The sequence below is a fragment of the Citricoccus zhacaiensis genome, from assembly GCF_014645315.1.
GTDB lineage: Bacteria > Actinomycetota > Actinomycetes > Actinomycetales > Micrococcaceae > Citricoccus > Citricoccus zhacaiensis.
Map to the genome: position 1 here is coordinate 290068 of NZ_BMLQ01000005.1, position 21285 is coordinate 311352.

At 66.4% G+C, this 21285-nt stretch carries 17 protein-coding genes; 8 read left to right on the plus strand and 9 right to left on the minus strand.

What is annotated here, in order from left to right; genetic code table 11:
* Positions 1 to 2: 2 nt before the first annotated feature.
* The 6 genes from IEX49_RS10485 to coaA all read right to left on the minus strand — a co-directional run bounded on the left by IEX49_RS10485 (position 3) and on the right by coaA (position 5352).
* Positions 3 to 1052 carry a FecCD family ABC transporter permease gene (locus IEX49_RS10485; RefSeq protein WP_188806089.1) on the minus strand — a complete coding sequence of 350 codons (1050 nt, stop codon included), beginning with the start codon at positions 1050 to 1052 and terminating at the stop codon, positions 3 to 5.
* Between the two features lie 7 nt (positions 1053 to 1059).
* Positions 1060 to 2028, minus strand: coding sequence for an ABC transporter substrate-binding protein (locus IEX49_RS10490; protein ID WP_229672531.1), 969 nt, complete (start codon positions 2026 to 2028; stop codon positions 1060 to 1062).
* Between the two features lie 292 nt (positions 2029 to 2320).
* Positions 2321 to 2746 carry a large conductance mechanosensitive channel protein MscL gene (gene mscL, locus IEX49_RS10495; RefSeq protein ID WP_188806090.1) on the minus strand — a complete coding sequence of 142 codons (426 nt, stop codon included), beginning with the start codon at positions 2744 to 2746 and terminating at the stop codon, positions 2321 to 2323.
* A 101-nt stretch (positions 2747 to 2847) separates the two neighbouring features.
* Positions 2848 to 3414, minus strand: coding sequence for an AMIN-like domain-containing (lipo)protein (locus tag IEX49_RS10500; protein ID WP_188806091.1), 567 nt, complete (start codon positions 3412 to 3414; stop codon positions 2848 to 2850).
* A gap of 172 nt (positions 3415 to 3586) precedes the next feature.
* Positions 3587 to 4432 (minus strand): D-alanyl-D-alanine carboxypeptidase family protein, encoded by an 846-nt coding sequence (locus tag IEX49_RS10505; RefSeq protein WP_188806092.1) that lies wholly within the window; start codon positions 4430 to 4432, stop codon positions 3587 to 3589.
* 2 nt (positions 4433 to 4434) lie between these two features.
* Entirely contained in the window at positions 4435 to 5352 is a 918-nt protein-coding gene (gene coaA / locus IEX49_RS10510; protein WP_229672551.1) for a type I pantothenate kinase, read from the minus strand.
* 253 nt (positions 5353 to 5605) lie between these two features.
* Between coaA and IEX49_RS10515 the strand changes: the two genes are divergently transcribed.
* The 5 genes from IEX49_RS10515 (at position 5606) to IEX49_RS10535 (ending at position 13165) form a co-directional block, all read left to right on the plus strand.
* Positions 5606 to 6487: an SGNH/GDSL hydrolase family protein gene (locus IEX49_RS10515; protein WP_188806094.1), complete on the plus strand. Its 882-nt coding sequence runs from the start codon at positions 5606 to 5608 to the stop codon at positions 6485 to 6487.
* Between the two features lie 324 nt (positions 6488 to 6811).
* Positions 6812 to 10609 (plus strand): choice-of-anchor G family protein, encoded by a 3798-nt coding sequence (locus IEX49_RS10520; protein ID WP_188806095.1) that lies wholly within the window; start codon positions 6812 to 6814, stop codon positions 10607 to 10609.
* 87 nt (positions 10610 to 10696) lie between these two features.
* A complete protein-coding gene (locus IEX49_RS10525; protein ID WP_188806096.1) occupies positions 10697 to 11452 on the plus strand; it encodes a DUF5819 family protein in 756 nt (251 codons plus the stop codon).
* The gene (locus IEX49_RS10530; RefSeq protein WP_188806097.1) at positions 11443 to 12573 is read left to right on the plus strand and encodes an HTTM domain-containing protein; all 1131 of its coding nucleotides are present in this window, start codon (positions 11443 to 11445) and stop codon (positions 12571 to 12573) included. Before IEX49_RS10525 ends, IEX49_RS10530 begins: the two co-directional genes overlap by 10 nt.
* Positions 12574 to 12652: 79 nt before the next feature.
* Entirely contained in the window at positions 12653 to 13165 is a 513-nt protein-coding gene (locus IEX49_RS10535; RefSeq protein WP_188806098.1) for a hypothetical protein, read from the plus strand.
* Between the two features lie 174 nt (positions 13166 to 13339).
* Here IEX49_RS10535 and IEX49_RS10540 read toward each other — a convergent pair whose 3' ends face one another.
* On the minus strand, positions 13340 to 13633 hold the full coding sequence (locus IEX49_RS10540; protein WP_188806099.1) for a cupin domain-containing protein: 294 nt from the start codon (positions 13631 to 13633) through the stop codon (positions 13340 to 13342).
* A gap of 287 nt (positions 13634 to 13920) precedes the next feature.
* On the opposite strand from IEX49_RS10540, the gene IEX49_RS10545 reads away from it, so the two are divergent.
* Both IEX49_RS10545 and IEX49_RS10550 read left to right on the plus strand, forming a co-directional pair.
* Positions 13921 to 16380, plus strand: a complete 2460-nt coding sequence (locus tag IEX49_RS10545; protein ID WP_188806154.1) for a molybdopterin oxidoreductase family protein — start codon at positions 13921 to 13923, stop codon at positions 16378 to 16380.
* Positions 16377 to 16859 (plus strand): hypothetical protein, encoded by a 483-nt coding sequence (locus tag IEX49_RS10550; protein ID WP_188806100.1) that lies wholly within the window; start codon positions 16377 to 16379, stop codon positions 16857 to 16859. The genes IEX49_RS10545 and IEX49_RS10550 overlap by 4 nt, the downstream gene beginning before the upstream one ends.
* 20 nt (positions 16860 to 16879) lie before the next feature.
* Here the strand turns inward: IEX49_RS10550 and IEX49_RS10555 are convergent, their stop codons facing one another.
* Together IEX49_RS10555 and IEX49_RS10560 are read right to left on the minus strand one after the other, a co-directional pair.
* Positions 16880 to 17932, minus strand: coding sequence for an NAD-dependent epimerase/dehydratase family protein (locus IEX49_RS10555; RefSeq protein WP_188806101.1), 1053 nt, complete (start codon positions 17930 to 17932; stop codon positions 16880 to 16882).
* Complete coding sequence (locus tag IEX49_RS10560; RefSeq protein WP_188806102.1) at positions 17932 to 19197, minus strand: zinc-dependent alcohol dehydrogenase; 1266 nt, start codon at positions 19195 to 19197, stop codon at positions 17932 to 17934. Before IEX49_RS10560 ends, IEX49_RS10555 begins: the two co-directional genes overlap by 1 nt.
* A 93-nt stretch (positions 19198 to 19290) precedes the next feature.
* Between IEX49_RS10560 and glmS the strand changes: the two genes are divergently transcribed.
* Complete coding sequence (glmS, locus tag IEX49_RS10565; protein WP_188806103.1) at positions 19291 to 21162, plus strand: glutamine--fructose-6-phosphate transaminase (isomerizing); 1872 nt, start codon at positions 19291 to 19293, stop codon at positions 21160 to 21162.
* Positions 21163 to 21285: the final 123 nt, after the last annotated feature.

Below are 21285 nucleotides of genomic sequence, written 5' to 3' on the forward strand. Positions count from 1 at the left end.
GATCAGGCCTCCGTGACCCGGGAGCGGCGGACCATGTAGATCAGCACGGGGGCGCCGATGAAGGCGGTGACCACCCCGACCGGGACCTCGCCGGCCACGATGACCCGGCCCAGTACGTCCGCCAGGCCCAGCACGGTGGGTGCCAGTAGGATCGAGTAGGTCATGATCCAGCCCTGATGGGGTCCCACGATCATGCGAGCCAGGTGGGGCGCCATCAGGCCGATGAACCCGATGGGGCCGGCGGTGGCGGTGGCGCCCCCGGCGAGCAGGGCGATGGCCAGCAGCGCCACGAGGCGGAGGCGCTGGGGGTGTGCACCCATGGCCACGGCGGAGGCCTCGCCGAGGGAGAGCACGTCCAGGGACCGGGTGCTGCACAGGGCGATGAGCAGTCCGGCGGCGATGAAGGGGGCGATCGCCAGGGTGGCCTCGAGCGGCTGGGAGGCGGTGGTGCCGGCCGACCAGCCGCGCATCCTGGCCAGGATGTCCGAGTTGGAGAGCAGCACGGCCGAGGAGAAGCCGGAGAGCACTGCCCCCAGCGCCACCCCGGACAACGTCATCCGTACCGGGCTGGACCGGACCGCCCCGCTATTGCCGATGGCGAACACGAGCACCGAGGTGATCAGCGCTCCGGCGAAGGACCACCACATGTACGAGGAGATGTCCGTGACCCCGAAGAAGGCGAGTCCCACCACCACGGCCAGGGAGGCCCCGGCGGTGACGCCCAGGATCCCCGGGTCCGCCAGGGGGTTGCGGGTGACGGCCTGCATCAGCCCGCCGGCCACGCCCAATGCGGCCCCTGCCAGCAGGATGAGGACGGTGCGGGGTACGCGCGACTGCCAGACCACCTGGGAGACGGGCTCGTCCGGGTCCGGGTGGAGCAGGAACTGCAGGAGCTCGCCGGGAGCCACCGCCCGGGAGCCGACCATCATGCTCAGGGTGAGGGCCACGAGGCAGAAGGCCACGAGGGGCAGCATCCCAATCAGGCGGCCGGGGACCCGGGGGACCCCGGTGGCGGGTGGATCGGCCCGTGCGGGCGCGGTGATGGCCGTCATCGAGAGGTCAGGAGACCTTCTCGGAGGTGCTCATCTGCTCAGCGAGGGCGTCCAGCCAGTCAGCATAGGTGCGGGAGGTCATCGCTCCCTTGGAGCCCCAGTTGCCGAGCTGGTCCGCCGCCACGGCCGGCAGGCTGTCCCAGAGTTCGGCGCTGAAGTCGTACTCATCCGAGTAGCCCTCCACCAGGATGATGTCCGCGGGGAAGGTGGAGGCCTCCTCCCAGGCGACCTGGCCCCAACGGTTGCCGGTCTCGGGGGCGGGCGGGCCCACCACGGTGGCGCCGAGCTCCTCCAGCAGGTTGGCCTGGGGGAAGCCGACCCCGGTGTAGAGCATCTCCTTGGTCGGGCTCGTGAACATGACGTCGAGATCGTTCTCGCCCGCAGCCACGCTGAAGGCCTCCTTGGCGTCCGCGTAGTCCTCGTCCGCCTGTGTGATGTTCTCGGCCTCAGGGTCTGCCCCGAGGAAGGCGGCGATCTCCCGGTTGGCGGTGATTCCCTCGTCCACCGTCTCCGCGGAGGGCAGCGGGATGAAGTCGGCCACCCGGGTCAGCTGGGTGTTGACGTCCTCGTCGAACCAGGCCCAGCCGTCGGCGTCGCCCTGGCCGATGACCGCGTCCGGGCGCAGCTCGGCGAGCTTCTCCACGTCGATCTCGCCGTCCACGCCGATCCGCTCGATGCCGCTGATGTCGATGTCACCCATGACGAAGGGGTTCTCGCAGTCGAAGCCGAAGAGCGCGTCGGGCTCGATCCCGTACTCGTGCAGGGTGCTGTACGCGTAGCAGTCCATCACGAGGGTCTCGGGCTGCTGCTCGAAGGAGATCTCCACGCCCTCCAGCGTCGGGTGGGTCAGGGTGACGGCGCCGCCCTTGGCCGGGTCCGCGCTCGCGGTGCTGTCAGCTCCCTCGGTCGTGCCGGCGCAGAGCAGGAGGGCACCTGCGGCCAAGGTGAGGGGGAGGGCGAGGGGGAGGCGCTTCACGTGGAGCCTTTCGGTGGCCGGGCAGCCCCCGGTGGGGCGAACGGCGTTGGTTAGGTGAGACTTACTTAGTGAAGGCTACCCTAACTAACTGCCGCCCTCGCCCCATGATCACGGCACCACGAACTGTCGACTCCATCGGCGTTTCCCTACCTCAACTGCGGCCGTGATCCGGTGGCGGCGCGGGGCTGGGCTGGGTATGCCGAAGGGCGCGACTCCCGTGGTGGGAGTCGCGCCCTTCGCCGCCCGTGTGGGCGGATGGATCAGTCCGGGTGGCGGCGGTGACGCCGGTGGGTCAGTTCTCCGTCCGCGGCGGCACGGAGCCGCCGCTGCGGTTCGCTGCCAGCAGGTCGCGGATCTCGGTGAGGAGGACGACGTCGTCGGAGGGCTCCACGGCGTCCGGGTCGATGCCGAGCTTGCGGTTGCGCATCTCGATCATCTTGTTCATGGGCATCACGATGACGAAGTAGACGGCGGCGGCGATGAGCAGGAAGTTGACGACGGCGGTCAGCAGCACCCCGAACCGGATGTCATTGCCGTTGAAGGTCACCACGGCGAACGAGTCGAAGTTCGGCGACTGGGTGAGGCCGGAGATGAACGGCATCAGCACGGAATCGACCATGGCGGTGATGACGGCGCCGAAGGCGGAACCGATGACGACGGCAACCGCCAAGTCGATGACGTTGCCCTTCATGATGAAGTCTTTGAATCCCTGGAGCATGGCCTCAACGTAGACCGACTGCGCCCCGGCGGCCACCACATCCGGGGTGACACGCCGGGGACACTGGTCCTCCCATCACAGAGACGTGCTGGTCAGGGGCATCACCACCGGTGCGCCACGTCAACGACGAGTCGTGAGCCGGTGCCCGGACCGTCGAGGATGAACACCCGGTACGGCAACCGGGCGCGGTTGCCGATGCCGAAGACGGTGTGGCCCTCGAAGCTTCCCCCGTAGGCCACCTGCCGGAAGGTGGAGTACCCGGCCACGTTGGCGACGCTGTCCCAGTTGGACGGGTTGTAGGTGGGCCGGCCGGCGGAGTTGTAGGCGTTGGCGTAGACGGTAATGCTCAGGTCCTTTCCGATCATCGGGATGTGGGTGCCGGTGCCGACCTCCTGGATGGAGCCGTAGTGCGCCTCATAGCCTTTGACCTTGTAGTTCAGGTCCACGACCATCCGGTCGTAGCAGTCGTGCCGACCGGTGCGGACCCGGGTGACCTGGGCGCTGGACATGGTGGAGACGGACTTGGCGGTGGAGCCCCACGTGATGCCGCAGTAGGGCTCGTTGTAGGGCCCCGAGGCAGCGGCCGGCGGTGGGGCGGCCGCACTCATGCCCGTGGCGAGTCCCACGGCGAGGACGAAGGTCCCGAGGGTTGCAAGTGGTTTCTTCATGGCCGTGCCTTCTTCCCGGGGCACCGCAGTTACGGTGCCAAGTGGAAGAATTGTGCGCCGGGCGGCGGTGGAGGGACAGCCCGGCCGGGCGCCCAGAGCGTTGCGATTCGGCGCCCATATCCGCCGGCCGGCCGGCCCATGGCTACGGTTCGGTCAAGGGGGCGGAATCGGGTCAGTAGCCCGGGGCGGGACCGAAGCCCCAAGCGGTCTCCAGCACCCCACCAGAACGCACGACGCCGGCCGCGGCCTCGGTGCCCACGTACCGCAGGTGCCACGGCTCGGGGGAGTACCCGGTCACGTCCTCGGCGCCGTCCGGGTAGCGGATGATCCACCCGTGCTCGGCCGCGTGCTCAGCCACCCAGGCGCCTTCCGGGGTGTCCCCGAAGCACTGCTCGAGCGTGCACGCGCCGTCCGCGGCACCGACGTCTATGGCCAGGCCCGTCTGGTGTTCCGAGAAGCCGGGGCGCGCGGAGATCCGGTCCGCCTCGGCCTGCCCGTACCGCTCCACCCAGCCGCCGTAGGTGCCCTGCTGGTAGCCGTAGGAGCGGTAGGCGCTGACCAAGGTCAGGTCCACCTCGTCGGCGGATGCCGCGGCGAATAGGTCCTCTGCCGCGCCTGCCGCCTCGTCCCGGAGTTCCATCGAGGCCTTCGACGCCGGCACGTCCGGCCCGCGCAGGTCCTGCGGTGCGTAGTCGGCCGGGTCCAGGGGGTTGAGCTTGTTGACCAGGACGTGCACGGAGTCAGGGGAGTCATGGTCGGCGAGCGGGGCAGAGGGGCTCGCCGCCGGACCGCTGGCCGTCACCGTCAGCTCACTCTGCGGAGCAGGTGCCACGGAGGGCGAGTGCGTGCCACCCGCTGAGATGGAGAGGGAGGCCACGGGCGGGAGGGGGCCTTGCGGCTCAACCGAAGAAGGCGTCGGTGGGTCACTCGGAGTCTCCACGGGGTCTTGCGGAAGCGAGCAACCGGCCAGCAGCAGGGCCAGTACGCCGGCGGTCACGAGAGGGCGGGCGCTGCGCATGCTCACACCTTCCGGAGCAGCACGCGGGTCACGGCGTGGCCCACGTCCTTGGTCATCACGAGCTTGGCGCGGCCGCGGGTGGGCAGCACGTTCTGGGTGAGGTTGGGTCCGTTGATGCGGTCCCAGATGTCCGAGGAGGTCGCGATCGCCTCGGCGTCGGACAGGGTGGCATAGCGGTGGAAGTAGCTCTTGGGGTCCGCGAACGCCCCGGAGCGCAGGCGCATGAACCGTTCGGTGTACCACTGCCGGATGGCGGTGGTCTTGGCGTCCACGTAGACGGAGTAGTCGAAGAAGTCGGAGACGCTCAGGCCCGCGGTGCCGTCCGAGCGCACGCGGGGCGGGGCGAGCACGTTGAGTCCCTCGATGATGAGCACGTCCGGGCGGTGCACCACCACTTCCTCGTGCGGAAGGATGTCATAGGTGAGGTGGGAGTACATGGGGGCCCGGACCTCCGGGGCACCCGACTTGATGTCCGCCACGAAGCGCATCAGCCGGCGTCGGTCATAGGACTCCGGGAATCCCTTGCGCTGCATCAGGCCGCGGCGTTCCAGCTCGGCGTTGGGGTAGAGGAAGCCGTCCGTGGTGAGCAGCTCCACGCGGGGGGTGTTGGGCCAGCGGCGCAGCATCTCCTGGAGCACGCGGGCCGTGGTGGATTTCCCGACGGCGACCGAACCGGCCACGCCGATCACGAAGGGCGTGCGCCGGGTGGATTCACCGAGGAACTCGTTGGAGGCCCGCCGCAGGTGGGCGGCCGCATCCACCTGGATGCTCAGCAGCCGGGAGAGCGGCAGGTAGACCTCGGCGACCTCGCGCAGGGAGAGGTGCTCGCCGATGCCCCGCAGCCGGTCGATGTCCGACTGGTCGAAGGGCTGTTCCATCTCATTGGCCAGCCGTGCCCAGGTGTCCCGCTCCAGCTCGATGAAGGGGGAGTAGTGGTTCTCGGAGTCGGCGGGCTCCGGTGGGGAGCCTGCCCAACTGGCGTGGCCGGTGGAGGTGACAGGCGTGGCCTGCGGGAGTCCGGAGCCGGCGGCGTCGGGTGGATTCACCCGTCCATTATCCATCCATCGGGGGTGTCACTGTGACGGCGGACTCTTCAATGGCTTGAGCTTCCGCGGCGGACTCGTCAAAGCCGGCTCATCGGATGCTTTTTGTCTGCCGGTAGTATCACCCCTCGTGAGAGATAAATTGGTCGGAACGTCGAAGCTTCAATGGGCGGCACTGATACTCCTGGTGATGGTCATCGTGGCCTTGCTGGTGGTTCTGTTCACCCAGCAGCAGGACTACCGGACCGATGCCGAGGCCGCCCGCGGGGGCAATGCGCCCGCTCCGGTGCAAGAGACCTCACCCTCCGCCGAGTCCACCGCCTCGTCCAGCCCGTCAGCCACGGAGGCGTCCGAGGAGGCCCCAGAGGATCCGGTAGACGCCGTCACCACAGCCGCCCAGGCCGTGGTCAACCGAGATGATGACTCCGTCATCAACGTGCTTGGAGACTCCACGTCCAACACCAGCAGCGAATGGGTGTACCGCTGGGCCGAGGAACTCGGCGGGGACGCCGCCGTGACGGTCCATACCTGGAACCCCGACGCCGGCACCTGGTACCTGGAGCCCCGCACCTACGGCGGGGGCGACCGGGACATCACCATCTGGAACGGCTCCGCTGCCGAGGGCACCCCCGGCTTCCCGCTGGAGCTGGACGGGATGATCGAACCCGAGGCCGACCTGACGATCCTGAACTATGGGCATTGGGGTGATCCGGAGTTCGTGGCCTCCTCGCTGGAAGACTTGCTCAACACCCTGGACGCCGGTGCCGAAGGCGCAGCTCCCGTGGTCCTCACCGCCCAGAACCCGGCCCAGCCCACGTGGGTGGGTTACGCGGACACGAACCGGGATGCCATGCGCGCCGCTGCCGAGGAGCGTGAACTGCCGGTGATCAACATCGAGGGCGCCTTTGAGGATTACGGCGACTGGGAGTCCCTGCTGGCAGACGAGGTCAACCCGAACGAGGATGGCCACCAGGTGTGGGCGGAAGCGGTCAGCGGGTACTTCGCCGGCTGAACCGTCACTCCGCGTTCACGCATCAGTCACCTTTCCTGAGCGGTTTTTAGGCCTTCAGCTGTAACGCCCAATGACTTTTTTGAGAATTCCCAGCATTACCTGCGAGTAACCTCACAAACGTGGATAGGATCCTTGTTATGTCTCCGTCCGGGGGGACGGTCATGACGTGTGTCTGCATCCTGTGCTGACTTCTCGCTGCATGTTGACCTCATTCCTCCCTGTGCGGGGGCACTCATCTATTGCACCTTTGAGAGTGGGGATGGAATGGCGCAAGAGTTTGCCCAAACACCGAAACGCAGATTAAGAGCCCTCGCGGCGGGAGCCGTGACCGTAGCCGTCATCGCAGCACCGGTTGGGGCGGCCCAGGCCGCGCCGGAGGACGATTCCGAGGCACGGGCTCGGATCATCGACGCCTCGCTGTTCGACTCTGAACTGGCCGCTGCCGGCCAGGCCGCGAGCGGCAATCCGAGCGACGCCGGGGCCGCTACCGGGACTATCGATGCCGCCCTGTTGGAGGCTCTCGAGATTGATCTCGGAGCACTTCAGCTGCCGGTCGTGGGTTCCGAGGGGACCCCGGGGCTGCTGCAGATCGGTGAGCTGGGGGCACTCAGCTCCTATGCTTCCTCTCCCTCGGCCTACTCGTCCACGGCGAGTGCCGGCGTGGTCGGAGAGAACGGTGCCGTCAGCCTGGACGTGGCTGAAGCCGCCGGTCCGGCTGCCAACACCACCATCAACCTGACCGACCTGCTGGACCAGCTCGGTGTGGATGGTCTGACCGACGAGATTGTGCAGGAGATCAGCCTTGAGCTCGGCGCGGTGGCCTCCACGGCCTCGCAGACCGCTCCTTCCGCTCCGGAAACCAACTATGTGGTGGCCGATGGCAATCTGGTCATCGACAGCCCGCTGGTGGGTGCACTGGCTACCGACCTCCGAACCACCATCACCGGTGCCGGCAGCCTGGTGGATGGTCTGGTGGGGACCGAGGGTCTCATCGGCAGCACAGTCTCTGCTCTCGCCACGGAGATCAACATTCCGCTGGTGGCTAACCTGGATCTGAGCGGTGGCACAGTTGGGGTCAATGGCCTGGATGCTGCACTGGACCAGGCAGCCACGACGCTGCTGGCCGAGCCGCTAGTGGATTCCAACGGCCTGGTTTCCATCTCCCTCGCTGACGGGACCATTGAGGTCAACCTGTCCCAGCTGGTGTCCGGCACCGATGGTGGCCTCAACGGCCTGGCCCCGAACACCTCGGTCTTGACCACTGAGACCGTCGGCCTGATCACTGATGCGGTTGCGGGTGCCCTGGGCAGCGTGGCCGGCAAGGTCACGGAGACCCTCACCGAAGTTTTGAACGCGGTGGAGCTCAATATTTCCCTCCCGATCGAACTGTCCCTGCTGGGCGGTCTTATCCCGGCCGCTGACGGCCAGGTTCTGGTCAACGGCACCCTCGGCCAGCTGGCCGGAACGGCCCCCGGTGAACCGGAGATCACTCTTGACCTCGATCTGCTCGGGCTTTCCCTGGGAACCGTCCTGAATCCTGTGGTGAACTTCTTGCAGGGTGCTTTGCTGACGCCGCTGGCGAACGGTCTGGGTCCGATCCTGACTGCGGGCGTCGATGAGATCGCCGGCACTGTGACCGGCGTGGTTGACCCCCTGGTCGGCACCCTGGACCCGGTCCTCACCGGTGTCCTCGATGAGATCGTGGAGATCACCATCAACGAGCAGACCCAGCCGGGTGCTCTCGGGGATGACTCCCTGACCGTCAACGCTGTGAGCCTGGAACTGTTGCCCAGCACTCAGGCCGTGGACGTCAACCTGGCGTCCTCGACGGTGCGTGTTGCTCAGGTTTCTCCGGAGCTCACGGTGACTCCGGGGACCGCGCTTCCCGGTGATGAGGTCACTGTCGGCGGAACCGGCTACCCGCCGAACGCTGAGGTAGACGTCCAGCTCCTGGACCCCGAAGGTAACCCGGTTCCGGGAACTGCCTCCACGGTGATCACGGACGAGAACGGTGCTTTCACAACGCCGATCATCATTCCGGCCGATGCTGTTCCTGGCGCCTATGAGGCAGAGGGTGTGTCCGGTGATGTCTCGGATACGGCCCCGCTTCAGGTGCAGGACGCCAGCACGGATGACAACACCGCGGACAACACGGCCGAGAACACCGAGGTCAACACCGAGGTGAACACGGCTGAGAACACCGGTGAGAACACGGACGTGAACACTGAGGTGAACACGGCCGAGAACACGGACGTGAACACTGAGGTGAACGCTGCCGACAACACCGAGGTGAACACGGCTGACAACACTGAGGTGAACACGGCTGACAACACTGAGGTGAACGCTGCCGACAACACTGAGGTCAACACGGGTGAGAACACCGCCGTGAACACCGAGGTGAACACGGCTGAGAACACCGACGTGAACACTGAGGTGAACACGGCGGACAACACTGAGGTGAACGCTGCCGACAACACTGAGGTCAACACGGGTGAGAACACCGCCGTGAACACCGAGGTGAACACGGCTGAGAACACCGACGTGAACACTGAGGTGAACACGGCGGACAACACTGAGGTGAACGCTGCCGACAACACTGAGGTCAACGTTGCTGACAACACCGACGTGAACACCGAGGTCAACACGGCCGAGAACACGGACGTGAACACTGAGGTGAACGTTGCTGACAACACCGACGTGAACACCGAGGTCAACACGGCCGAGAACACGGACGTGAACACTGAGGTGAACGTTGCTGACAACACCGACGTGAACACCGAGGTGAACACGGCTGAGAACACCGGTGAGAACACTGAGGTCAACACGGCGGACAACACTGAGGTGAACGCTGCCGACAACACTGAGGTCAACACCGGTGAGAACACCGAGGTCAACACGGCCGAAAACACGGACGTGAACACGGAGGTCAACACGGCTGAGAACACGGACGTGAACACCGAGGCGAACGTTGCTGACAACACCGATGTGAACACTGAGGTCAACACGGCCGAGAACACCGGTGAGAACACCGAGGTCAACACGGCCGAGAACACCGATGTGAACACCGATGTGAACACCGATGTGAACACTGAGGTGAACACGGCTGAGAACACTGGTGAGAACACCGAGGTGAACACGGCTGAGAACACTGGTGAGAACACCGAGGTGAACACGGCTGAGAACACTGGTGAGAACACCGAGGTGAACACGGCCGAGAACACCGACGTGAACACTGAGGCGAACACCGAGGTCAACACCGGTGACAACACGTCCGACAACACGGCCGACAACACTGCTGGCCCGGTCATCGACGTGACGCCGAAGACGGTTGAGCAGGGTGACACCACCCTGGTTACCGCCCTTGGCTACACTCCGGATTCGACTGTTTCGGTCTACGTGAAGCAGCTGGGCGCTCCGGTTACCCTGTTTAGGGCCCTCCCGAACGACCTTGGCACCCTGCTGAGCGACGAGATCGCTACTGACAGCAACGGTGAAGCGACTATTCGTCTGGAGACGGCGGAGCTCGACCTGGCCGACTACCGCGTCACGCTGGTCGACAACGAGACCGAGCGCGGCAACTGGTCGACGTTTACCGTCATCGCGCCTGACGCTGATACCGCCGACAACACCGCTGACAACACTGCGGCGAACACGGAGGTGAACACGGCCGAGAACACCGAGGTGAACACGGCTGAGAACACCGAGGCCAACGCTGACGTGAACACCGAAGTGAACACCGAAGTGAACACTGCAGAGAACACTGCAGCGAACACTGCAGCGAACACCGAGGTGAACACGGCTGAGAACACCGAGGTCAACACTGCAGAGAACACTGACGTGAACACTGCAGAGAACACCGACGTGAACACCGCTGAGAACACCGACGTGAACACCGAGGCCAACACTGGCGCGAACACCGCTGACAACAACGGTGCCAACGCTGGCGGCAACACGTCCGGCAACTCGAACGGCAACTCGAACGGCGGCACGCCGATGCTCGGGGCTTCCTCGCAGCAGCTGGCGAAGACTGGTGCAGACCAGGGCTGGCTGATTGGCGGCGGCGCTCTGCTGCTGCTCATCGGCGGCGGCCTGTTGCTGACGCAGCGCTTGCGTCGTAGCTGACAATAGGTAGAAGCACAACGGGAGCGGTGGGTCCTGGGCCCGCCGCTCCCGTTGTGCTGTTCAGCTTTGGGGGATGAAAGGGAACCATTGAAGAAGAAGAGAAGACTGGGGTTGTTCCCCGGGATAGTCCTCATCGTGGGCGCATTGATCGTGTGCGGCCACCTGCTCGCCACCGCAGCGTTCACCGGCCCGCAGACGCCACTGAAGTCGTCCTTGCAGCCGGCACTCAACAAGTACTTTCTGGGGCCGCTGGACCAGGGCTGGAGCCTGTTCGCCCCCGGGCCGTACTCACAGGACGAGCAGTTCCTAATCCGGGCCTGCCTGAGCTCCGCTGAGGTGTGTGCCGGAGGCGAGTCCGCCGGCGCCGAGTTCAGCGACTGGCACAACATGACGGCCGAGGAGCAGGAAGCGATCCTCTACAACATCTTCGCCAACCGGGAGACCCGCCAGTCCAAGGCGGTGCATGGCCGCCTCTGGAGCGCCAACACCGCAATGAACGAGGAGAACCAGGAGCGGGCCAGCGGCAACCACGTGGACGGGACCCCCGTCTTCGGCGTGGACCTGTACTCGGACGAGGCCACGGAGGCCTTTCCCGCCGGCGAACTGAACCAGATGCGCACCTACCAGCGGCTCGAGAACGCCGCGGTGGGCCTGGCGACCCTGCGTGGCCAGGAGCTGTGGGGCGAGGACTTCTCCATGGTCGAGGTCCGGTTGCGCCGCGACCCCATCACGCCGTTCGCCTCGCGCTTCGACGAAGAAAGCGAACCGAGTTCCCAGTGGGTGAAGGTCGGATGGCGTCCGGTCCAGCAATTCGATGAGGAGGTGTTGGCGGCATGGCGTTGACCACTACAAAGCAGGACCAGACATCGTCACACCAGCCGGCCTCCGCAGCATCCACGGACACCCCCGAGGCGCAGCCCGCCCCCAGCGTGTCCGCGTGGTTCCGCCGTCACCGCAACGCCCCCGCGAACCTGTTCAACTGGATCCTGGACTGGTTCCTCCTGAACCGGCATGCGGACTACGGCCTGGCCGTCATGCGCATTGCCTCCGGCACCCTGCTCGTCGGCTGGCTCGTGTTCAACCTGCCCATCGCGTCACGGATCTGGGGCCCGGGCTCCGCGTACTGGGATGAGTACCGGGAGATCCTCGGCTACCAGTGGCCACTGGACATCCTCCGGGACGCCGGGCCGGGCCTGTTCTGGGCCTGGTACCTCATCGCGATCGCGCTGGCCGTGGCCTTCGTGCTGGGCTGGCGGACCCGGGCGGTGACGCCGTTGCTGTTCATCTTCTACACGGCGATCAACGCGCAGAACACCCCCATCTCGGACGGCGGCAACTACTTCATCCGCATCATGCTGATCTACCTGATCTTTGCGGACATCTCCCGCCGCTGGTCGCTGGACTCCCGGCGGCGCCGGAAGAAGGGACTGGGGGAAACCCAGACCGGAACGGTCCTGCACAACCTGGCGCTGGTCCTCGTGGTCGGCCAGCTGTGCCTCGTCTACCTCGAGGCCGGGCTGTACAAGGTCCAGGGCTCCCTGTGGCAGGACGGCACGGCGATCTACTACCCGGTCCAGTCCGAGGCCTACGGCGTCTTCCCGTGGCTCGCGGACCTGCTGACGTTCTCTTCCTGGGCAGTCGTGCTGGTCACGTACTTCACGGTGATCGTCCAGATCGCGTTCCCGTTCCTGCTGTTCCACCGCGTCACCCGGCGCATCGCCCTCGTCTCGATCCTGGCCATGCACCTGGGCATCGCGGTCGTGATGGGCCTGCCGTTCTTCTCCGGCATCATGGCCTCGGCGGATGCCGTCCTGGTCAGCGGGGCCACCTGGGTCACCATCGCCGCGTGGGGCCGCGCCAGGTTCAGCGGACTGCGGGCCCGCCTGGGTGCCAAGGCACCCGGGAAACGGAGCACGACGCACGGGCAGCACCACCCAGCGGACAGCGAGTCGGTCTCGGTGTAGCCCGGCAGCCCCATTCCGAGAGAGTCACGCGTCCGGCCATCCCTTGCCAGAGGGGTGGCCGGACGCGTAGGCAAGGGGCATGGAGACTGCACACGGACCCATTGACCGCGACCATCTCGAGGACTACCTCAACCACCATCTGCTGGGCTCTCGGAGCGGCGTGCGGATGTTTCAGACCGCGGCGGACACCTGGAACGGCACCGAGTACGAGCATCAGTTCCTCGATCTGGCCGAGCAGGTCCAACAGGACCAGAAAACCCTCGAGGCCTTGATCGAGCGCCTCGGAATGAAGATCCCGGCGGTGAAAAAGGCGGTCGGCAAGGCCGCCGAGGTGGCCGGCCGCCTCAACCCGGTCAACCTCACCCGGTCCAAGACCCAGGGCATGACGCAGGTGGAGATGGACCTGCTCCAGGGCGCCCTGCAGGCCAAGTCGGGCATGTGGCACGTCCTGGCCCGGCTGGCCGAGCAGTTCCCCGAGCTGGGGATGGAACCGAACCAGATGACCGGACTCTATGAGTCGGCCCAGCAGCAGGAGGCCGAGGTGCGGCGCATCAGCGAGGAGACGCTGGGCACCCGGTTCGTGGCCTCCTGAGTCAGCGGGTCGCCGACTGACGCGGGGAATCACGTTGGGCATCACGGCACCAACTGATGTCGGGACTCGCCGGGCGGATCAACAGTTGTCGCGGCCGTGATGGGTGGACTGACTGGCGCGCACGACGGCGGCACCGGCCCTGGTGCGTGACGTCAGGTACCCCGCGGGGAGCGGCTACTTCAGCTCGACGAACAGCACGTGTGTGTCCGTGGTCCCCACATTGTGGCCCACGTGGTTCTGGGCTGGCAGCCACTGCACCTGGTGCGCCTTGAGCTCCACCGGACGGGTGGTTCCGGCCACGGTGATTTCCCGCTGGAAGTCGCTCAACGTGACCATCAGGCTGTCCCCGTGGTGGTGTTCGTGGGTCCGGGTTCCCGGGGTGTCCCGGTACTCGAGGACCCGCACTCTCTCGTTCTCGAAGATGATCGTGTAGAGGTCACCGTCGGTCTCGGTGGGATTCTGGCTCATGGCTCTCCCCGGGGGGTTCTGACGTGGTGGCAGAACCGTACGCCCGGCACCACATGCAGGCAATGACTCCGCAGCGGTCATCGCTCGGACGGCTGGGGGCCGGGCCCAGTACGGCCGGCTGCGACCAGCGCCGTCCGCCCCGTGAATATCACGGCACCAACTGACGTCGGGACTCGCCGGACGGATCAACAGTTATCGCGGCCGTGATGGGAGGGGGTGGGGGAGAGGCAACCTTGTGCCTGCCGTGAGACGGGCGTAGCAATGGGTGGGCGACTACTACAGACCGCATCGCCGAGCCCTGGGGCACCCGCACCCCCTACGCCGCTGGGGAGTCCTGGCCGGTCCGGGTGGACACCCACCTGGAGGAGGGGCTGGACGCGGACGCCGTGGACCGGTGGGTCCAGACCGCCTCGATCCTGCACTCCAACGGGGACGCCCTGGACATCGCGGTGAAGGACGGGCGGATCGCCGGGGTCCGCGGCCGGGCCGAGGACCGGGTCAACCACGGCCGGCTGGGCGTGAAGGACCTTTACGGCTGGCAGGCCAACGCCTCCCCGGACCGGCTGACCCGGCCGCTGGTGCGCGTGGATGGCGAATTGGTGGAGACGGACTGGGACACGGCCATGGAACGGATCGTGACCCGCACCAGAGAGCTGCTGGACGAACAGGGGGCCAGCGCCCTCGGTTTCTACACCACCGGCCAGCTGTTCGCCGAGGAGTACTACACCCTCGGGCTGATCGCCCACGGCGGGCTGGGCACCAACCACGTGGACGGGAACACCCGGCTGTGTACGGCCACGGCGGCCGCCGCCCTCAAGGAGTCCTTCGCCTGTGATGGCCAGCCGGGCAGCTACACGGACATCGACCACGCGGACGTCATCGCCCTCTACGGGCACAACATGGCCGAGACACAGTCCGTGCTCTGGATGCGGATCCTGGACCGCCTGGCCGGCCCGAACCCGCCGCAGCTGATCTGCGTGGATCCACGGCCCACGGAGGTCGCCCGCCACGCCGCCGTGCACCTGGCCCCGCGGCCGGGCACCAACGTGGCCCTGATGAACGGGCTGCTGCACGAGCTCATCGCGCACGGCCACATCGACCGGGACTACATCAGCGCCCACACGGTCGGCTACGCCGAGCTCGAGCAGCGCGCGCAGGAGTACACCCCGGAACACGTGGCCCAGATCTGCGACGTCCCGGCCGAGCAGATCCGGGAGGCGGCCCGCATCATCGGCGGTGCCGAGCGCCTGCTCTCCACCGTGCTGCAGGGCTTCTACCAGTCCCATCAGGCCACGGCGGCGTCCGTGCAGGTCAACAACGTGCACCTCATCCGCGGCATGCTGGGCCGCCCCGGCTGCGGGATCCTGCAGATGAACGGGCAGCCGACGGCCCAGAACACCCGCGAGTGCGGCGGGGACGGGGACCTGCCGGGCTTCCGCAACTGGTCCAATGACGAACACGTGGCGGACCTGGCCCGGGTCTGGAACGTGGAGCCGTCCCGCATCCCGCACTACGGGCCGCCCACCCACGTGATGCAGATGATGCGCTACGCGGAGGACGGTTCCATCCGCCTGATGTGGGTGAGCGGCACCAACCCGGCCGTGTCCCTGCCGGAGCTCGCGCGCATCCGCGCGATCTTCGAGCAGGACCGGCTCTTCCTGGTGGTGCAGGACCTGTACCTGACCGAGACGGCCCAGCTGGCCGACGTCGTGCTGCCGGCCGCCACGTGGGGTGAGAAGACCGGGACGTTCACAAATGTGGACCGCACGGTGCACCTGTCCGAGAAGGCCGTGGACCCGCCGGGTGAGGCGAAGGCGGACCTGGACATCTTCCTGGACTACGCACGCCGCCTGGACCTGCGGGACAAGGACGGCGAGCCCCTGGTGACGTGGCACGATCCGGAGTCCGCGTTCGAGGCCTGGAAGGAGTGCACGCGGGGGCGGCCCTGCGACTACACGGGCCTGAGCTATGACAAGCTCTGCGGGGCGTCGGGCATCCAGTGGCCCTGCAACGAGGACCATCCCGAAGGCACGGAACGGCTCTACGAGGGCGGTTCCTTCTGGAGTGACGCGTCGTACTGCGAGAGCTACGGCAAGGACCTGGTCACCGGCGCCCCGCTGGAGCCGAGCGAGTACAAGGCCCTGAATCCGGAGGCCAAGGCCGTCATCAAGGCCGCGGCGTACCTGCCCCCGCATGAGGTCACCAGTGAGGACTTTCCCTTCCAACTCATCACCGGCAGGACGCTCTACCATTTCCACACCCGCACCAAGACGGCCCGCGCCCCGCAGCTGCAGCGGGCCGCCCCGGAGGTCTGGGTGGAACTCTGCGCGCGGGACGCCGCGGCGTGGGGGATCGGCGAGGGCGACCTCACCGAGGTCACCACGCCCCGGGGCAGCGTGAAGGCGCAGGCGAGGATCACCGGCATCCGGCCCGGCGTCCTCTTCCTGCCCTTCCACTACGGCTATTGGGACACGGGTGGCGGCTATGGCCCGGGCGACGGCGGCCGGGCCGCCAACGAGCTGACCATCACCGACTGGGATCCGGCGTCCAAGCAACCCATCTTCAAGACGGCGGCCGCACAGATCCGCCGAGTCTCGGCCGGCCAGGGCCCGGCTCCCGCACCCACGACGACGGCGTCCGCGCCGGTGGGCGACGTCGGCTTCCGCACGGCGGGGGACCACACCGCACTGGCCGACGAAGAGGTGTCCGTGGGCGGCGGAACCGCTACTGACGGGGGACCGCGATGAAGCTCGGACTTGTCCTGCACGAACTGCACCATTCTGAGAACGACCTGGCCCAGGAGCTGCTGCATGCCTCCGAACGCCACAAGGTGGACCACTCGATCTACCACCTGGGCCAGGACCTGGCCGAATGGTCCCGGCAGCACGTCCGGGAGATCGCCGAGATCGCCGGCGACTACGGCCAGAAGCTGGACCATGAGCCGAAGTCCGAGCTGGCGACTGCCCGGCGGCTGCGGGAGCGTGGCAGCGAGATGCTGGGGCGCAAGGGCTTCCCCGAACTGGCACTGCTGCACGACCTGCGGGAGATCTACACCAAGGCCTGCGGCGTCTCCGCTGACTGGGAGATGCTCGCACAGGCGGCCCAAGGCATCCAGCACCTGGATCTGCTGGCCGTGGTCCAGCGCTGCCACCCGGACACCCTGCGGCAGATGAAGTGGGCCAACGCGGCCATCAAGGAGAATTCCACGCAGATCTTGGTGAGTTGACCGGGTGGCTAGTCCGGTGGCTACTCCAGCGGCGAATGCGAGCGGTGTCCCGCGTTACCGAGACCCTCGGCACCGTCGAAGCCATCCAGCAGCGCTCGGAGGGCCTGCTGTGAACTGATGGTCTCCCGCCAGCCGGTCGTCTCCCGCAGCTTCGTGGTGTCCATGATCGGGACGGTTTCGGCCATGTCCACCCAGCCCGGGTCAGTCGGCTGCAGACGGGCGCAGTAGGTGGCTGCCGCCAGCGCCTTGAACACGGAGACGGGCAGCTCCAAGTATCGGCGGGAGCCGAGCAGCTGGCCCATCGTCTGGGCGTCCAGCACGGGCTCGGCGGCCACGTTGAAGGCGCCGCCAGCTCGTTGCCGGACCACCTGCCAGTACGCCTCCGCGATGTCGGAGGCGGCAACGGCCTGGAACCGGATACCGGCCGGGAACGGCAGCACTGGCAGCCGTCCCACAGCCAGCAACCACGTCAGCAGGCGCGCCGGGACCAGATCGCCGATGAAGTAGTCCTTGATCTCCGGGGCCGGTACCGCCCCGAAGATCAGTCCCGGCCTCAACCGCGTGACCAGCACTCCGGGGTTCTCGGCCTCGAAGGCATCCAGCAGATACTCCACTTCGGCCTTCTGTGCGCCGTAGTGGGAGGTGGGGGTGCCGGTGGTGGGGTGGGACTCGTCCACGGGGACGGTCTTGGAGCCCTTGCCGTAGGCGCCGATCGAGGAGGCGTACACGAGGTGTGGGACGCCGGCATGGGCCACCGCCTGGAACACTGTCCGGTTGCCCTCCACATTGACGGCCCGCAGGAAGTCGCGGTCGCGGTTGGGGCGGATCACCCACACCAAATCCACCACCGCGTCCGCGCCGCGCAGCGCCGTCTCCAGCCGCGGGCCGGCGTCGGGGTCCGTCACGTCGATCTTGAGCCATTCCACGCCCTCGAAGGGCGGTCCGGCACGGTCTGGGCCGCGCCGGGAAACCCCGACGATGGAGTCCACCTCACCGGCAGCCTTCGCGGCCTGGAGCCTATGCAACAGGGCGGTGCCCACGTTGCCGGTGGCACCGAGGACGACGACGCGCATCAGCGTCCTCCGTCCGCTTCGTGGGATCCGGCGTCCGCAGGGAACCTAGTGGTCTCGCCCTCTGTGCCACCTGTTGCGTTGGTGCTGAGCTCGGGTTTGAGGACCACCTTGATGCAGCCGTCCTCCTTCTTCTGGAACGTCTCGTACATCTCAGGGGCCCGGTCCAGCGGCACCTGGTGAGTGGCCAGGTCCAGGACGCCGAGCGGGTCCGAGGGATCGTCCACCAGGGGCATGAGGTCGTCGATCCAGTGCTTCACGTTGCACTGGCCCATGGTGAGAGCAATCTGCTTGTCGAACAGGGTCAGCATGGGCATGGGGTCGGCCATGCCGCCGTAGACGCCGGACAGGGATATGGTGCCGCCGCGCCGCACGGCATCGATGGCGGTCTGGAGGGCGTTGAGGCGATCCGCGCCGGCGGTCTTCATGGCCAACCGGCCGATGGCGTCCGGCAGCATGCCGACGGCCTGGTGCGCGAAGCCAGCGACCGGGGAACCATGGGCCTCCATGCCGACGGCGTCCACCACCGCGTCCGGGCCGCGCCCGTCCGTGGCGAGCCGCAGGCGGTCGCCCACATGTTCGTCCTGGTCGATGGCCTCGATGCCGTGGCGTTCGGCCATGCCCCGGCGTTCGGTCACCGGGTCTACAGCGATGACGCGGTAGCCCAGGTGCTTGCCGATGCGGGCGGTGAACTGGCCAACCGGTCCCAGTCCCAGCACCGCCAGGGTGCCGCCCTCGGGGACATGCGCGTACTGCACGGCCTGCCAGGCGGTGGGCAGGATGTCCGAGAGGTAGAGCCACTGCTCGTCCTGACCGGTGTGCGGGACCTTGATCGGGCCGTAGTCCGCGTTCGGGACGCGCAAGTACTCCGCCTGGCCGCCGGGCACGGAGCCGTAGAGCCGGGAGTATCCGAACAGAGTGGTGCCGGAGCCCTGATCGCGGACCTGGTTGGTCTCGCACTGGGACTGCAGCCCGCGCTCGCACATCCAGCAGTGTCCGCAGGAGATGGTGAAGGGGATGACCACGCGGTCGCCGGGGGAGAGGTTGGTCACTCCCGAACCCACCTCCTGGACGATGCCCATGGGCTCGTGGCCGATGACATCGTCCTTGTCCATGAACGGGCCGAGGACCTCGTAGAGGTGCAGGTCCGAGCCGCAAATCGCGGTGGAGGTGATCTTGATGATCGCGTCCGTGGGCGCCTGGATGGCCGGATCCGGGACGTTCTCGATGGTGACGTGTCGCTTACCTTGCCAAGTGAGTGCCTTCATGGTCGTCACGCTATGGGTGGTGGGAGCGTGTGTGAACCCCTCGGGCGTGGTCGATGCACGGTGCGGGGCTCCCGGCGGGATAACCTAGTGCCCATGTGTGGAATCGTCGGCTACATTGGCCAGCCCTCTTTGTTGGATCAGCACTCGTCCCTGGACGTGCTCATGGAAGGCCTCAAGCGCCTCGAATACCGTGGATATGATTCCGCTGGCATTGCCGTGGTGGCTGACGGTGCTGTGGAGCACCGCAAGAAGGCTGGCAAGCTGGCCAACCTCACGGCGGAACTCGAATCCAGTCCAGTGCCGGTGGCGTCCGTGGGTATCGGTCACACCCGGTGGGCCACCCACGGCGGACCGACCGACCTGAACGCCCATCCTCATCTGGCCGACGGCGACCAGCTGTCCGTCATCCACAACGGCATCATCGAGAACTTCGCCGAACTCAAGAAGGAACTGCTGGCCAACGGGGTCGTCTTCCGTTCGGAGACCGACACCGAAGTGGCCGCAGCTCTGCTCGGCCACATCTACCGCCACGAGGGCGGACAGGACCTGACCAAGTCCATGCAGTTGGTCAGCCAGCGCCTCGAGGGTGCATTTACCCTGTTGGCCGTCCATGCCGATCATCCCGACCGCGTTGTCGCCTCCCGTAAAAATTCCCCGCTGGTCGTCGGCTTGGGCGAGGGCGAGAACTTCCTCGGTTCAGACGTCTCTGGCTTCATCGACTTCACCCGCCGTGCGGTGGAACTCGAGCAGGATCAGGTGGTCACCATCACCGCCGACTCCGTCGATATCACTGACTTCTTCGGTAACCCGGCCCAGGGCAAGGAATTCACCGTCGATTGGGACGCCTCGGCTGCCGAGAAGGGTGGCTTCGCCTCCTTCATGGAGAAGGAGATCCACGATCAGCCGGCCGCGGTGTCAGACACCCTGCTGGGCCGCAGCGATGTTGACGGAAACCTGATCCTCGACGAACTCCGCATCGACGAGGACGAACTCAAGAACATTCGGAAGATCATCGTCCTGGCCTGCGGCACGTCCTCGTATGCCGGCATGGTCGCCAAGTACGCCATCGAACGGTGGTGCCGGATTCCCGTGGAGGTGGAACTCTCCCACGAGTTCCGGTACCGCGATCCGATCATTGACGCGAACACCCTGATCGTCTCCATCTCTCAGTCCGGCGAGACCATGGACACCCTGATGGCGGTGCGTTACGCAAAGGAGCAGGGCGCCCGCACAGTGTCCATCTGCAACACCAACGGCTCCACGATCCCTCGTGAATCCGATGCCGTGCTCTACACCCACGCTGGCCCCGAGATCGCGGTGGCCTCCACCAAGGCCTTCCTGGCCCAAATTACGGCTGCCTACCTGCTGGGTCTCTACCTGGCGCAGCTGACCAAGAAGCTCTACCGTGAAGAGATCAAGGACATCCTCTCCGACCTCGCCGACATCCCAGCCAAGGTCCAGCAGATCCTAGACAACGCTGACAGCATCAAGGAACTCGCCCGTTCCATGGCTGAGGCTTCCTCGGTGCTGTTCCTGGGCCGCAACGTCGGTTACCCGGTGGCCCTTGAGGGAGCCCTGAAGCTCAAGGAGTTGGCTTACATCCATGCTGAGGGCTTCGCTGCCGGCGAGCTCAAGCACGGCCCGATTGCACTCATTGATGAGGGCCAGCCGGTCTTCGTGGTGGTGCCCTCGCCGATGGATCGCCACTCCCTCCACGCGAAGGTGGTCTCCAACATTCAGGAGGTACGCGCCCGAGGCGCGAAGACCATCGTGGTGGCCGAGGCGGGCGACGAGACTGTCAGGGACTACGCGGAGCAAGTCTTCTACGTCCCGGAGACTCAACCCATGCTCATGCCTCTGTTGACCACTGTCCCGCTGCAGATTTTCGCCTGCGAGCTGGCCACGGCCAAAGGCTATGACGTGGACCAGCCGCGTAACCTGGCGAAGTCTGTGACGGTGGAGTGAGACGAAACATAAAAGGTTTCTGACAAGGAGTTTTTACTCGGTGTTTAGGAAGGTGTAACTTCCACATCGGTGAACCTGACATTGAATCACTTCCAGTAAGCGCCATAGTCCGACTTGATGTTT

Excerpts from the sequence above, each read along its gene's own strand:
- IEX49_RS10505 (WP_188806092.1), bottom strand. The coding sequence starts at position 4,432 with ATGCGCAGCGCCCGCCCTCTCGTGACCGCCGGCGTACTGGCCCTGCTG.
- IEX49_RS10540 (WP_188806099.1), bottom strand. The coding sequence starts at position 13,633 with ATGAGCCAGAATCCCACCGAGACCGACGGTGACCTCTACACGATCATC.
- IEX49_RS10555 (WP_188806101.1), bottom strand. The coding sequence starts at position 17,932 with ATGCGCGTCGTCGTCCTCGGTGCCACCGGCAACGTGGGCACCGCCCTG.
- IEX49_RS10535 (WP_188806098.1), top strand. The coding sequence starts at position 12,653 with ATGGAGACTGCACACGGACCCATTGACCGCGACCATCTCGAGGACTAC.
- IEX49_RS10560 (WP_188806102.1), bottom strand. The coding sequence starts at position 19,197 with ATGAAGGCACTCACTTGGCAAGGTAAGCGACACGTCACCATCGAGAAC.
- IEX49_RS10530 (WP_188806097.1), top strand. The coding sequence starts at position 11,443 with ATGGCGTTGACCACTACAAAGCAGGACCAGACATCGTCACACCAGCCG.
- IEX49_RS10550 (WP_188806100.1), top strand. The coding sequence starts at position 16,377 with ATGAAGCTCGGACTTGTCCTGCACGAACTGCACCATTCTGAGAACGAC.
- glmS (WP_188806103.1), top strand. The coding sequence starts at position 19,291 with ATGTGTGGAATCGTCGGCTACATTGGCCAGCCCTCTTTGTTGGATCAG.
- IEX49_RS10485 (WP_188806089.1), bottom strand. The coding sequence starts at position 1,052 with ATGACGGCCATCACCGCGCCCGCACGGGCCGATCCACCCGCCACCGGG.
- mscL (WP_188806090.1), bottom strand. The coding sequence starts at position 2,746 with ATGCTCCAGGGATTCAAAGACTTCATCATGAAGGGCAACGTCATCGAC.
- IEX49_RS10500 (WP_188806091.1), bottom strand. The coding sequence starts at position 3,414 with ATGAAGAAACCACTTGCAACCCTCGGGACCTTCGTCCTCGCCGTGGGA.